11 protein-coding genes are annotated in these 13,528 nt (G+C 67.3%); 10 read left to right on the top strand and 1 reads right to left on the bottom strand.

Features of this window, described 5'->3' with window-relative positions; genetic code table 11:
- Nucleotides 1-9: 9 nt before the first annotated feature.
- From CV023_RS07655 to CV023_RS07630, 6 genes are all read left to right on the top strand, one after another.
- On the top strand, nucleotides 10-894 hold the full coding sequence (locus CV023_RS07655) for a DUF58 domain-containing protein (RefSeq protein WP_230744879.1): 885 nt from the start codon (nucleotides 10-12) through the stop codon (nucleotides 892-894).
- Nucleotides 881-1,333: a hypothetical protein gene (locus tag CV023_RS07650; protein ID WP_230744878.1), complete on the top strand. Its 453-nt coding sequence runs from the start codon at nucleotides 881-883 to the stop codon at nucleotides 1,331-1,333. Before CV023_RS07655 ends, CV023_RS07650 begins: the two co-directional genes overlap by 14 nt.
- Nucleotides 1,324-2,298, top strand: a complete 975-nt coding sequence (locus CV023_RS07645; protein ID WP_230744877.1) for a vWA domain-containing protein — start codon at nucleotides 1,324-1,326, stop codon at nucleotides 2,296-2,298. The genes CV023_RS07650 and CV023_RS07645 overlap by 10 nt, the downstream gene beginning before the upstream one ends.
- Nucleotides 2,295-3,443, top strand: coding sequence for a vWA domain-containing protein (locus CV023_RS07640; protein WP_230744876.1), 1,149 nt, complete (start codon nucleotides 2,295-2,297; stop codon nucleotides 3,441-3,443). Before CV023_RS07645 ends, CV023_RS07640 begins: the two co-directional genes overlap by 4 nt.
- Nucleotides 3,440-4,246 carry a hypothetical protein gene (locus tag CV023_RS07635; protein ID WP_230744875.1) on the top strand — a complete coding sequence of 269 codons (807 nt, stop codon included), beginning with the start codon at nucleotides 3,440-3,442 and terminating at the stop codon, nucleotides 4,244-4,246. The genes CV023_RS07640 and CV023_RS07635 overlap by 4 nt, the downstream gene beginning before the upstream one ends.
- An 86-nt stretch (nucleotides 4,247-4,332) precedes the next feature.
- A complete protein-coding gene (locus CV023_RS07630) occupies nucleotides 4,333-5,442 on the top strand; it encodes a histidinol-phosphate transaminase (protein ID WP_230744874.1) in 1,110 nt (369 codons plus the stop codon).
- 48 nt (nucleotides 5,443-5,490) lie between these two features.
- On the opposite strand, the gene CV023_RS07625 is transcribed toward CV023_RS07630, so the two are convergent.
- Nucleotides 5,491-6,963, bottom strand: coding sequence for a PucR family transcriptional regulator (locus CV023_RS07625; protein WP_230744873.1), 1,473 nt, complete (start codon nucleotides 6,961-6,963; stop codon nucleotides 5,491-5,493).
- A 175-nt stretch (nucleotides 6,964-7,138) separates the two neighbouring features.
- Here CV023_RS07625 and speB point away from each other — a divergent pair, with 175 nt between their 5' ends.
- From speB to CV023_RS07605, 4 genes are all read left to right on the top strand, one after another.
- Nucleotides 7,139-8,149 carry an agmatinase gene (gene speB / locus CV023_RS07620; RefSeq protein ID WP_230744872.1) on the top strand — a complete coding sequence of 337 codons (1,011 nt, stop codon included), beginning with the start codon at nucleotides 7,139-7,141 and terminating at the stop codon, nucleotides 8,147-8,149.
- Nucleotide 8,150: 1 nt separating this feature from the next.
- Entirely contained in the window at nucleotides 8,151-9,860 is a 1,710-nt protein-coding gene (locus CV023_RS07615) for a thiamine pyrophosphate-binding protein (protein ID WP_230744871.1), read from the top strand.
- A 27-nt stretch (nucleotides 9,861-9,887) separates the two neighbouring features.
- Nucleotides 9,888-11,408: a sodium:solute symporter gene (locus CV023_RS07610; RefSeq protein WP_230744870.1), complete on the top strand. Its 1,521-nt coding sequence runs from the start codon at nucleotides 9,888-9,890 to the stop codon at nucleotides 11,406-11,408.
- Between the two features lie 178 nt (nucleotides 11,409-11,586).
- Nucleotides 11,587-13,263, top strand: a complete 1,677-nt coding sequence (locus CV023_RS07605; protein ID WP_230744869.1) for a thiamine pyrophosphate-binding protein — start codon at nucleotides 11,587-11,589, stop codon at nucleotides 13,261-13,263.
- The last annotated feature ends 265 nt before the right edge of the window (nucleotides 13,264-13,528 follow it).

The following is a 13,528-nucleotide window of genomic DNA, read 5'->3' as shown; positions in this document are numbered from 1 at the left end:
GCTGCCGCGATGACTGCTCTGCTCAATCGGATCAAGGCGCGGATGACCATCCACGCCCACCGTCGGACTCGCAGGCTCCTCGACGGTGACTACTCCTCGGTCTTCCACGGCCACAGCCTCGACTTCGACGACCTGCGCGACTACATTCCCGGCGACGAGATCCGCGACATCGACTGGAAGGCCACGGCCCGCCATTCCGATCCCCTCGTCAAACGCTATGTCGCCCATCGCCGTCACATCCTCGCCCTCGTCGTCGACACCTCGCGGAACTTCGACGCGGTGTCCTCGTCCGGAGTCGACAAACGCCAGCTGGCGATCCTCATGGCCGGAATGACCGGCTACCTCGCCGTCCGCCACGGCGATGACGTCATGCTCGTCCACGGCAACGCCGAACACACGACGGCCTCACCGCGCAAAGGCAGCGAGGCCCACCTCGAACATCTCCTCCAGCAGATCCTCGCCGAGTCCGGGACCGCCGCGGACGGCTCCATCAACGAGCAGCTGCAGTGGATCGCCGGTCATATCAGCTATCGGATGCTCGTCGTCGTCATCTCCGATCAGGCTCCCTTGGGTCCGGTCGAAGAGGCGACGATCAAACGACTGCGCGCGCAGCACGAGATGCTGTGGATCACGATCACCGATGCGGATCTCGCCGGACTGCCGGCCGCCTCGGCGCCCTACGACGTCGCCCGCCCGCAGGTCGGCCTGCCGACCTCGGTGATGACCAAGTCGGCCGTGCACGAGGAGTTCGCCCGCACCGAGGCGGCCCGCCGTCAGCAGCGCATCGACCTGCTCGCGAAGCTCGGGATCTCCCACACGGAGATTTCCCACCCCGATGAGGCGCTCGGTCGTCTCCATACACTCCTGCTGAGGCATCGCCGTGGGCCCCGCTGAACTCGTCGGGCCCCTGGAGCTCTCACCCTGGTGGTACCTCGCCGCCGGTCTGATCCTCCTTGCCGCGGTCCTCAACCTCTTCGCCCCGCTGATCCGCGTCGCCGCCGGCTCCACGGTGAAATCGCGCCCCCGGATCCCCATCCCCGTGCGCAGCACCTATATGTCCCGGATCGCCGAGGTGGAGACGCAGCTGTCGACGGGTGAGGCCGATGTGCGGGATTCGGCTCGGGATCTCGCGAAGATCGTTCGCGAGTTCGCCGGTGACGCCTGGGGCGTCAAGGCCGAGCATCTGACCTACCGCGATGCCGCGGTGGCCGGGCTCGACGATCTCGCCGATTCCCTCTCCGGGCTCTACGAAGCCGAATTCGCCGAGGTGGATACCGGAGATCTGAGCGAACAGATCGCCGGAGCCAGGAAGCTGGTGACCCGATGGTCCTGATGTTCTGGTGGGTGGCGCTCATCCTCCTCGTCCTCGCAGCGCTCGCCGTCTTTTTCTTCCGTCGCCCGAAGACCACGGTGTCCTCGCTGGCGGTGGCGCACAGCGGTCGGATGACGAGTCTGCCCAGCTTCCGTCGCGCCATGCGCACACGGCTGATCATGACCGTGGCGTTCCTCGGCGTCATCATGCTCACCGGCGTCTCCGCCCTGGTCGGCGTCGCGCGGCCCGCGTGGATCGAGACGGTGAACCCGGAGAAGAAGCTGCGCGATGTCATGCTCTGCCTCGATGTCTCCGGTTCCATGCTCGGCTATGACGCCGACCTGCTGCAGGCCTATCAGGAGCTCGTCGACCGCTTCGACGGCGAACGCATCGGCATGACCGTGTTCAATGCCACCGCGGTGTCGGCCTTCCCGCTCACCGATGACTACGACATGGTGGAGAACTACCTCGAAGAGGCCGAGGAGGGCTTCCGCTCCTGGGGTTCGGAAGGCACGGACTATTCCTGGTCGACCTCACCGCCGCACATCGGCGGCTCCTCCCTCATCGGCGACGGACTCGTGTCCTGCATCGACAACTTCGACCGCCAGGACGAGGATCGGTCCCGGTCGATCGTCTTCGCCACCGACAACATGCTCGCCGGCGAGCCTCTGTTCGAACTCGACGAGGCGGCGCAGATCGCCGTGGATTCGAAGGTCAGGGTCTACAGTCTGTCCCCGCCCTCGGTGCTCACGAACACTCAGACCAAGGAGCTCAAGTCGGTGTCCGACCGGACCGGAGGCAAACAGTTCGACATGGGTTCGGCCTCGACGATCGATCGCATCGTCGCCGAGATCCAGAGCCAGGAGGCGGAGAACACTCCCGGCCGTTCGTACACGATCGTCCATGACATGCCCGCGGTTCCCCTCGGTCTCGCGGTCTTCGGTCTGGCCGGGATCTTCGTGCTGGCGTGGAGGACGAAATCATGACCTTCGACCCCGTCTTCACCTGGTTCGGCTGGGGATTCCTCGTCCTCGCCCTGCTGACCATCTGCATCATCCCGGCCATTCGGGGCGAGGGACCCCGGTGGAAGTGGTTCGTGCGCATGGGCGTCGTCGCCATGCTGGCTCTGGCCTTGGCCAGGCCCGGTGTGCCCATCAAGTCCTCGACCGAGGAGTACGAGGGCAATGCCGATGTCTACTTCGTCGTCGACACGACGACGTCGATGGCGGCCGAGGACTACGACGGCGATTCGACCCGACTCGAAGGCGTGAAGAAGGACATGCTCGACCTCGCGAAGCAGTTCCCCGGCACTCGCCTGAGCATCATCACCTTCGCCTCGACCGCGTCGACGGCGATGCCTCTGACCACCGATCATGCTGCCTTCGCCTCGGCCGTGGACGTCCTCAGCCCGGAGATGTCGGCGAATTCCAACGGTTCCTCCATCACCGAGGCGGGCCAGGAGATCGATGAGCGGATGCGGGCCAATCAGGAGGATCGTCCCGACAACAAGAGCCTGGTGTTCTACTTCGGCGACGGTGAGCAGACCGTTGCCGAAGATCCCGACTCCTGGGCGTCCTTCGCCTCCCGCATCAACAGCGGTGCCGTGTTCGGCTACGGCACGAAGCAGGGTGGGAAGATGCGGGAGACCCAGCCCTTCGGCTACGGCGGCGGTGGCGGGATCGGCGACGAGCCGGGTCTCGGCGATCCCGGGGACACCGGAGACACCGGAGACACCGGCGGCGACCAGGGTGACTTTATCCGCGACCGCGGCGGCAATCCCGGGATCTCGACGATCGACGAGGGAAACCTCAAGAGGATCGCCTCTGACCTGCAGGTCGACTACCACCACCGGGACGGGAAGACCTCGATGGACAGCGTCTACTCCGCCCCGGAGTACGACCAGACACTGGTGAAGAAGGACGGCCGGGTCACCGTCGACGAATACTTCTGGATCCCGCTCATCCTCGTCTTCGTCTGGATCGCCGTGGAGATGGTCTTCGGCGTCCGCGAGTACCTGCGACTGCGGGCCATCGCCCCACGTCGGCCCCGGACAGCCATGGGCCGAGGCGGCCCCCACGGACCCGGGGGGCCGGGACGCAGTGAACACATGTCACAGGGAGGCCGGAGATGAATCGCATCGCCCGAGTGTGGACGACGATGCGTCTGCTCACGAAGGTCAACCTCGTCGTCGGCACCGTGCTCCTGCTCGCCTTCTCCTATGTCGCGGTGACCGTGTACTTCGGCGCCGCCTCACAGGTCCGCTACGCCTCCAACGACTTCCCCGGTGCGAAGAAGGCCGCGAGCGCCTTCCTCACGCTCAGTCCCATCCAACGCCACATCGGCTACTACAACCGAGGCACCGCGGAGGCCGCTGTCGGTGACTTCGACCCGGCCCAGGCCGACCTCGAATCTGCCCTGGAGATCACTCCTCCCGCGCACGAGTGCGCTGTGCGCATCAATCTCTCCTATGTCTATGAGAAGCAGGCCGACCAGGTCGCCGATCAGGACCCGGACCAGTCGAAGGAACTCTACGACCGTTCGCTGAAGACCCTCGAGGATGCTCCCGAGGAGTGCCAGCCGGAGAAGAGCGAGGAACAGCAGAAGTCCGAGGAGGCGAAGGAACGCGTCGAGGACAAGAAGCAGGGCCAGCAGGCCAAAGAGGACGGCACCGAGAAGGACGACTCCGAGAGCGATGACTCCCAGGACGGCGACCAGTCCTCAGAAGGGTCGGAGAGCGACTCCGACTCCGGTGAGGATGAACAGGGTGAGGAATCGGGCGAGGACGAGAAGCCCGACGACTCGGATGAGGGCAAATCCGAATCCGAGAAGAAGCGCGATGAGCTCAAGGAGCGCGGCGAGAACTCCGAGAAGAACCAACAGCAGCAGGGCCCGGGAGGCGACGGCGGCCGGTCGACCCCCGAGAAGCCCTGGTGACCCGGACAGCGGCCCGGCGATGCCGTGCTCTCGCTCCCGGGCACCCGGACGGATCCGTGCCGGCGGCTCTGTGAGAGCATGAGTCCATGATTTCTCCGGACCCCGCCGATCACCCCGTCTCCACCCCGCGCCTGAGGCCGGCGCTGGAGACGTTTCCGTCCTACATTCCGGGGAAGCCGCCTCGGCGAGTCGAGGGACTCAAACCGTTCAAACTCTCGTCCAATGAGAACCACCTGACCCCGCTGCCCGCCGTGCTCGAGACCATGACCGCGCATGCGAAGGATCCGGCGCTCTACCCCGACGATGCGGCCCTGGCGCTGCGCACGGAACTCTCCGAGCGCCTCGGCGTGGACAGAGACGAACTCATCGTCACCACGGGGGCGAGCGAACTGCTCGTCGCACTCACACAGATCACCTCGGACGCGGGCACCGAGGCGATCTACCCGTGGCCGTCGTTCGAGATGTACCCGCAGATCACCGGCCTCGCCGGCGCCGCGCGCAGCGAGGTGCCGCTGACCGCAGACGGTCGCCACGATCTCGCTGCCATGGCCGCGGCCATCACCGATCGCACCAGTCTGATCATCCTCTGCTCCCCGAACAATCCCACCGGTCCGGCTCTGCGCGATGACGAGGTGCGCAGCTTCCTCGCCCGAGTTCCCGAGCATGTGCTCGTCGCCGTCGATGAGGCCTACTGGGAGTTCGCGACCGCAGAAGGCGTCGTCGACGGTCTCGGGCTTGTCGCCGACTTCCCGAACGTCGTTCTGCTGCGCACATTCTCCAAGGCCCACGGCCTGGCCGGTCTGCGGGTCGGCTACGCCGTCGCTCGGAGACCCGTGATCGACGGACTGCTCAAGGCGGTCATCCCCTTCGGTGTGACCGATATGAGTCAGGCCGCCGCGTTGGAGTCCCTGCACCACTGGGACGAGATCCTCGATCGTGCCGCACAGATCGCAGCGGTCCGCGATGAGTTCGCCGAGGCGCTGCGCGGCCAAGGCTGGGACGTGCCCGAGGCGCAGGCGAACTTCGTGTGGCTACCGCTGAGCGAGCTGTCCCAGGCCTTCGAAGACGCCTGCGTCGACCGCGCGGTCGCGGTGCGCAACCTCGGCGCCGGAGTGCGCATCAGCATCGGCGCACCGGAGGGACTCGATAGGGTCCTCGAGATCGCCGCGGAGTTCCGGGCGAAGCACTTCGGCTGAGTCGGCTTGGCGTTCGGCTGAGTTGTCTCAGTGATCGGCTGAGTCTCCTCAGTGCTCGGCGAGTTCGAGCGCGATCGCCACCGCCTGCGCTTCCTCGGCGCGGGAGAGATCCCGACCGAGCAGGGCCTCGATCTTGGTCATGCGCGCCCGCACCGTGTGCCGGTGGATGCCGAGCTCGGCGGCCACCGCATCCCGGACTCCCCCGGCGGAGACGAAGGCCCGCAGGGTCGCCAGCAGCATCGGCGCATCCTTGGCGCCCAGAAGACCGCCGAGGACCCGGTCGACGAAACGCCTGGCCGCGGCCTCGTCGATCGCCGAGAGCAGCGCCCGGACATCCGAGTCGGGGGCCTCATGCTGAGTCCGCCACAGTGACCACGCGTGATGGATCTGAGTGAGCGGAAGAGTCTTCTCCGCCAGCTCCTTGACCCCGACGATCTCGGCAGCACGGTCGATCAGCTCCTCCTCACTGTCCGCGCCGGAACCGATCACCGCGAGCATCGACCCTGCCCGCGCAGGCAGCACCCCGGGCGAGAGATCGGACATGAGCGTCTCCGCGAGTTCGCCGCGGACCTCGGAGAAGATGCGCAGATGCGCTCGACTCACAGGCGCCAGCCCCGTCCGGCCCACCCATTCGGCGCGGGCTTCGGCGACGCTCATCGGAGTGGTGAACAGTGCGGACTCCTCCCGCTGCGGCGCCTGGTCGGAGAAGCTCAGTCCCAGCAGCGAGGCCGCGGTCGAGAGCAGAAGGGACCGGGTGCGGGAGCTGCCGCTGCCCTCGGCCGGGGTGAGGATCCACCCGCGGACCTCCTCATCGCCGATGGGCACCGCTTCGACGATGTCCGAGCGCTCGGCGGCCGCGGTGCGGATCAGCCGCGGCGCCATCGAGGCCTTGAGCGACTCGGCGATGAGTTCTCGACGCACCTGTGCCCGGGCGACGCCGGTCAGCCAATCGCCGGCAGCACCGGCCGCTACGTCTCCGCCGGTCAGTGACCTGCCGGTCGGTGAGACGAACAGCACCGGTGCTCCGAGGGTCTCGGCCAGATCGTCGACGAGCGCGGACGGCCCCTGCCGTGTCAGCGTCGTCGCGAATCGCCGGCCGGCGGTGCTGGCCCGATGCAGCTCCCGGGTCGTCTCCTCCTCACGCATCCGGGTGAAGGCGTCGACGACGGCGACGAAGGGCACCGGCTCGGGCACGCCGAAGAGACCGATCCCGACAGCCTCGGCGTGGGCGATCAGGGACTCAGGGATCTCCTGCCAGGGCAGGTCCGAACCCAGGCCGACGCCGAGGGCGTGGACTCCGACCCGCTTGAGCCGGGCGAGGTAGTCCGCCGCGGTGTCCGCACCGAGATCGCGTCCGACCCCGATCGTCAGCAGCACCTCTCCCCCGGCGAGCCACTCGTCGACCTCGGGCAGTTCGGAGGAGTGGACGATCGTCACGTTCCGGTCCCCGGCCGACGGAGAGTCGACGACGAGGTCGAGGGCGAGTTCGGTCCGGGCGAGCAGCTGATTGAGGGTGACCATGGACCAATCCTATCCACGATGGCACCCGATGATTTCAATTCATCCACTGTGGATATCGGTGTTGCCCGGGCCACGTTCTAGGCTGATGTCATTCTCAGCAAGGATCCGCATCACCGGGGCCGCCGCCGCACGGGAGCACGGCCTCACCGGATGCCGCATCGAATGAAGGAGCGTCATGACTCAGGAACCCCTCGGCCCCGCCGACTACAGCAAGACTCCGCGCTACGCCGGGCCGCCGACCTTCGGCCTGCTGCCCCGCATCGACGAGGTGCAGGCGCAGCGTCCGGGCGAGAAGATCGACGTCAAGGTCATCGGCATCCCCTTCGACGCAGGTGTCAGCTACCGCCCCGGCGCCCGCTTCGGCCCGGCCCACATCCGCCAGTCCTCGAAGCTGCTGCGCCCCTACAACCAGGCGACGAACGTCCACCCCTTCACCCGGCAGCAGGTGGCCGACTGCGGTGACCTCGGGGTCAACCCCTTCGACATCGAAGAGGCCATCTCCACCGTCGAAGCCAACGCCGACGAGCTGCGCGCCGACGGAGCGAAGCTGCTCACTCTCGGCGGCGACCACACCCTGGCCCTGCCGAACCTGCGGTCCCTGCACAAGACGCACGGCAAGATCGCGGTCCTCCACTTCGACGCCCACCTCGACACCTGGGACACCTACTTCGGCGCTCCCTACACCCACGGCACACCGTTCCGCCGGGCCAGCGAAGAGGGACTGCTCGACCTCGAATCGTGCATGCACGTGGGCATCCGCGGCCCTCTCTACGGCAAGAAGGACCTCGAGGACGATGCCGTGCTCGGATTCCAGATCATCCGCAGCGACGACTACCAGTTCAGCTCCGTCCAGGACGTCGTCGCCCGGATGCGGGCACGCCTCGGCGACGCCCCGGTCTACCTGTCCATCGACATCGACGTCCTCGATCCGGCCGCCGCACCTGGCACCGGCACCCCCGAGGCCGGCGGCATGACCAGCCGGGAGCTGCTCAACTCGATCCGTGGGCTGCAGGGACTCAACGTCGTCGGCGGTGAGATCGTCGAGGTCGCGCCCGCCTATGACCACGCCGAGGTGACCGGCCTGGCCGCCGCCCACGTCGGTTACGAGATCCTGTCCCTATGGGCCGCCGAGGCGGGCGGTGCCACCGGCCCGACGGGCCCCGCCGGCGATGCCCTCGGAGTCTGAGATGAGTACAGCTTCCCAATCGGGGACCACACCGTCTCAGCCGGCGGAGTCCTTCCGCAACGGCGGTCGCGCCGTCGTCGAGACCCTGGCCGCCCACGGTGTCGATACGATCTTCGGGATCCCCGGCACGCACAATCTCGAGTTCTATCGGCACCTGCCCGACTTCGGGATCCGGGCCATCACGCCCCGCCACGAACAAGGTGCCGGCTACGGTGCGGACGGCTACTACATCGTCTCCGGCAAGCCGGGCGTCGTCATCACGACCTCGGGACCGGGCCTGACGAATGTCGTCACCGCCGCGGCCACGGCCTATGCAGAGTCACGCCCGATGCTCATCCTCTCCCCCGGTGTGCCCACCGGACTCGAACGCGCCGATGTCGGAATGCTCCACGAGACCAAGGACTCCTCCGGGGCGCTGACCCATCTGCTCGTGTCCTCCCAGCGCACCCGCACCGCCGAAGGTGCGGCGCAGGCCGTCGCCGAGGCGTTCGCGATGTTCGCCTCCGCCCGCCCGGGTCCCGTCCACATCGAGGTGCCCCTCGATGTACTCGAGGGTGACTGGAACGGGAGCGTGCCGAAGCCGATCCTGGGACGTGCACCGGGCCTCGATGCCCGGGTCGTCTCTCGCGCCGCCGAGGCGGTGGCCGGTGCCGCGCGTCCGTTCATCGTCGCCGGCGGCGGGGCCAGGAAGGCGAGTCAGGCGGTGCGCGAGCTCGCCGAGCGCATCGACGCTCCGGTGGCCACGACCGCCAACGGCAAGGGCATCCTGCCCGAGGACCATCCGCTGTCCCTGGGTTCGAACGTCCGGTTCCCCAGCGTCCAGGCCGAATCGGCCGCCGCCGATGTGCTCATCGTGCTCGGCTCCGAACTCGCCGACTCCGATCTGTGGGGCGGGCTCATCGGCGCTCAGACCTCCGTGGGAGTCCGGGACGCCGCGGCAGATCAGCTCGTCATCCGCTGCGATATCGACCCCGATCAGCTGGGCAAGAACCTGCCGGGCGACGTCCTCGCCTGCGCGGATGCGAGCGAATTTCTCTCCGCCCTGATGACCGAGCTGGACGAGCTGGACGAGCGGAACCCAGCTGCCAACTCGGCGCGGGAAACCACCTCGGCGCGGGAGTCCGGGGGCGAGCGCGCCCGGGCCGTCCGGGAGAGCTGGGGACCGGATTTCGACGTCGATTCGATCGGTGCTCGGGTCACCCGGCTCGTCGAACAGGGTGCGGGCGGCAGCGTCGTCGTCGCCGGAGACTCCTCCCAGGTCACCTATGACGGGACCGTGCACGCGCTGCACGCGAGCACGCCCGACCAGCTGCTCTACATGCCCGGCTTCGCCACCTTGGGCTACGGGATTCCCGCGGCCATCGGAGCCAAACTCGCCGATGACGCGCGTCCGGTGGCGTGCATCCTCGGCGACGGGGGGGCCATGTTCTCCATCCAAGAGCTGATGACCGCGGCCGAACTGGGTCTCGGGATCCCCTTCGTCATCGTCGACAACGGCGGCTACGCGGAGATCGAAGCGCAGATGGTCGACCGGTCGATGGCACCGTTCGCGGTCCGGTTGGCCCGTCCCGACTTCGCGAAGCTCGGCGAATCCATGGGCGGCATCGGCGTGCGCATCGACGCCGCCGATATCGACGAGCAGCTGCCCGAAGCAGTCGCCGCGGCGCTGCAGGCCAGCGTCCCCACCACCATTCACATCACCAACGGCTGAGACACAGCCGCACAGGAAAGGGTCGACGTGGACTCACTAGTCGTCATCATCTATCTCGCCGCCATGGTGGGATTCGGCATCTGGGGCCGATTCAAGGCGAAGAATCAGGACGATTTCCTCGTCGCCGGCCGCCGCCTCGGCGGCTGGCTGTACACGGGCACGATGTCCGCGGTCGTCCTCGGCGGGGCCTCGACGATCGGCGGGGTCGGGCTCGGCTACACCTCGGGGCTCTCGGGCATGTGGCTGGTCTTCAGCATCGGATTGGGCATCATCGCGCTCTCACTGCTGTTCGCCCCGAAGATCCAGAAGCTCGAGATCTACACGGTCTCGCAGATGCTCGAACTCCGGTACGGGAAGGGTTCGCGGCTGGTGTCGGGCACAATCATGACCGCCTACGGGCTGATGATCTCGACGACCTCGACAGTCGCCTACGCCACGGTCTTCCATGCCCTGTTCGACCTCAACAAGTTCTGGTCGGTGCTCATCGGCGGCGGCATCGTCATCCTCTATTCGATGCTCGGCGGCATGTGGTCGATCACGCTGACCGACTTCGTGCAGTTCATCATCCAGACCGTCGGCATCTTCCTCATCATGCTCCCGATCGTGCTCACGAAGTCCGGAGGCGTGGGCGAGCTGTTCGCCTCCCTGCCGGAATCGCACACCTCGCCGGTGGGCATCGGCTGGCAGGCGATCCTCGGCTACATCCTCATCTACACCCTCGGCCTCCTCATCGGCCAGGACATCTGGCAGCGCGTGTTCACCGCCCGCTCACCGGGTGTGGCCCGGTGGGGCGGGTTCTCCGCAGGCGTGTACTGCCTGCTCTATGCGGTGGCCGGTGCGCTCATCGGCATGGCGGCCACGAAGATCGTGCCCGGCATCGAGATCCAGGACGACGTCTTCGTCGCCGTGGTCGATGCGGCCATGTCGCCGCTGTTGGCAGGACTCGTGCTCGCCGCGGCGCTGGCGGCGATGATGTCGACGGCATCGGGGTCGCTCATGGCGGCCTCGACTGTGTGCCGACAGGACATCGTCGAACCGGTGCTGGCACGCAAGGATGTCACTCCGGTCACGAGCGCAGCCGACCCCGTCGAAGGTGGCAGTGCTGGCGACGCCGCCGGCGACGGCGCCGGCAACGGCGGCGCTAAGTCGACGCTGATGAGGTCCCTGGTCCGGGAGACCGGTGACGAGATCCGGGATTCCCGCATCTACCTCATCGTGCTCGGCGTCGTCACGCTCATCCTCGCGATGATCATGCCCAGCGTCGTCGAGGCGCTGACCGTGGCTTACAACCTGCTGGTGGCGGGGCTGTTCATCCCCATCCTCGGCGGGCTGGTGTTCAGGCGCGGCACCATCGTCGGTGTGATGGCCGGCATGCTCCTCGGTGCCCTGACGACGATCGTCATCATGATCACGATGGGCATCTATGCGAATGAGGCGATCTACCTCGGACTCATCGCCTCGCTGCTCGGCTATGTCATCGGCTCTCTCGTCTCGAAGCCGACCTCCCCGGAGGTCATGGCCGAGTGGAAGGAGCGCCTGAGCCGGTAGGGGCCGACTGGCGCAGGCGGCACGCGTCCCCTATATTCGAAGGGTCAGGCCGGTGTCAGCGACGCAGCCGGTTGCTGAGGACAAGCCGGCGCCCGAAAAAGGGGCGCGAAGCCGCGGAGACCGCGTGTGAGACATATATGGATCATTTCTTCCATATCTCACCGTTGAAAGGTCTGCCATGCCGCACACGTCCGCCCACGTCGCCCACACCCTCGCTCATCACATCGATGAGGTCTTCGGCCTCATGGGCAACGGCAACGCCTATTTCCTCGACGCCCTGCTGACCTCCACCTCGGCGAACTACACCGCGGTCCGGCACGAGGCCGGGGCCGTCGTGGCCGCCGATGCGCATTTCCGCACCTCGGGTCGGATCGCCGCCGCCACCACGACCTATGGTGCCGGGTTCACGAATACGCTCACTGCCCTCGCCGAGGCGGCCCAGGCGAAGGTTCCCCTCGTCCTCGTCGTCGGCGATGAGCCGACATCGGGGCCCCGGCCGTGGGATGTCGACCAGATCGCCATGGCCTCGGCCGTGGGGGTGCGCACCTACACGGTGGGGCGGGTGGATGCGGCCGCGGCGACCGTGACCGCCATCGAACATGCCCTGACCTACCGGGTGCCCGTCGTGCTCGCGATCCCCTACGATGTCGCGACCCTCGACATCGGGGAGATCCCGCAGGTGCCGGGCCCGGGCAGGCCCACTCCCCTGACCCCGTCGAGCGAGTTCGCGCAGACGGCCCTTGACCGTCTGGCCGCTGAACTCGCCGAGGCGCAGCGCCCGTTCCTCCTCGCCGGTCGCGGGGCATGGTTGGCTGGGGCCTCGGAGGAACTCGGGCGTCTCGCCGAGGCGACCGGGGCGTTGACAGCGACGACCGCGCTGGGACGCAATGTGTTCCCCGGTGCCGAGTACGACCTCGGCGTGGCCGGCGGGTTCGGGGCACCGGGGGCGATGGAGCGGATCCGGGAGGCCGATGTGGCCGTGGTCATCGGGGCCTCGCTCAACCAGTTCACGATGCGCTTCGGTGAGCTCTTCGCGCCGACGACCTCGGTGTGGCAGATCGATGTCGACGACCGGGCGACGAACGCCCGTGTGAGCGGGTTCGTCCGTGCCGATGCCCGGGTGGCGGCAGGTGAGTTGGCGGCACGGGTGGAGGCGCGGCTGGAGGCGCGCGATGCGGATTCCGGTCGGGCCGCCTCGGCGTGGCGGGAGAGCGTCGATACCGTCGCTGACCGGGCCTATGAGGTCGGCACGGAGTTCGCCGAGGATGGACGACTGGATCCGCGTGCAGCTGCGGCCCGCCTCGGCGAGCTTCTGCCCGAGGATCGTGTGGTCGTCTCCGACGGTGGACACTTCATCGCCTGGGCGAACATGTTCTGGGAGCCCGCCGCACCGGACCGTCTGGCCATGGTCGGAACGGCGTTCCAATCGATCGGCTTGGGCTGGCACAGTGTGGCCGGTGCCGCCCGAGCGAACCAGGACTCGACTGTCGTGCTCACCACCGGCGACGGAGGCGGGGCCATGGCCCTGTCCGACCTGGACACGGCGATCCGTTCGGCCGGTGGGCGCGGCATCACGGTCGTGTTCAACGACGCCGCCTACGGGGCCGAGGTCAACCTCTACGGTCTCAAGGGGCTGGACAAGTCACCCATGCTCATCGATGAGATCGACTTCGCGGCCTTGGGGACCGCGGCCGGTGGACACGGAGTCGCGGTGCGGACGCTTGCGGACCTCGACGTCATCGAGGAGTGGAAGGCGGCCCCGGTCGACGAGCGGAAGTTCCTCGTGCTCGACCTGCGGATCTCCGGCACGGTCATCGCGCCCTATCAGGAGGAAGTCATCCGCGTGAACTCATGAGCTTGGAAGTCGGGTTAGATTCCCGCCATCTGTTCTTGCTATGTCAATGAGCAGCGGCCCGACCATGAGTGTCGGAGCTGGCTCCAGTCCAGGCTAAGACTCTTCGCCATCGGTTCAGATTGAAACTGATCAGATTTCACAATTGCGACGGATGCGTCTGACGCCACACCCGGCATAGTGTCAGTCCGTGAGCTGCTAACAACAAACGGACTCTGACCACACCGGAAGCACCACTATGAACCTGCACCGGGCTGCACAACCCTGA

Origin of the sequence: Brevibacterium sp. CCUG 69071 (assembly GCF_021023135.1) — a bacterium.
GTDB lineage: Bacteria > Actinomycetota > Actinomycetes > Actinomycetales > Brevibacteriaceae > Brevibacterium.
Note: the sequence above shows the minus strand (reverse complement) of the source record. Positions and strands in the feature narration are given on the sequence as shown.

Coding starts and splice junctions, on each gene's coding strand:
- CV023_RS07625 (WP_230744873.1), bottom strand. CDS start 6,963: ATGGTCACCCTCAATCAGCTGCTCGCCCGGACCGAACTCGCCCTCGAC.
- CV023_RS07640 (WP_230744876.1), top strand. CDS start 2,295: ATGACCTTCGACCCCGTCTTCACCTGGTTCGGCTGGGGATTCCTCGTC.
- CV023_RS07645 (WP_230744877.1), top strand. CDS start 1,324: ATGGTCCTGATGTTCTGGTGGGTGGCGCTCATCCTCCTCGTCCTCGCA.
- CV023_RS07655 (WP_230744879.1), top strand. CDS start 10: ATGACTGCTCTGCTCAATCGGATCAAGGCGCGGATGACCATCCACGCC.
- CV023_RS07615 (WP_230744871.1), top strand. CDS start 8,151: ATGAGTACAGCTTCCCAATCGGGGACCACACCGTCTCAGCCGGCGGAG.
- speB (WP_230744872.1), top strand. CDS start 7,139: ATGACTCAGGAACCCCTCGGCCCCGCCGACTACAGCAAGACTCCGCGC.
- CV023_RS07605 (WP_230744869.1), top strand. CDS start 11,587: ATGCCGCACACGTCCGCCCACGTCGCCCACACCCTCGCTCATCACATC.
- CV023_RS07635 (WP_230744875.1), top strand. CDS start 3,440: ATGAATCGCATCGCCCGAGTGTGGACGACGATGCGTCTGCTCACGAAG.
- CV023_RS07630 (WP_230744874.1), top strand. CDS start 4,333: ATGATTTCTCCGGACCCCGCCGATCACCCCGTCTCCACCCCGCGCCTG.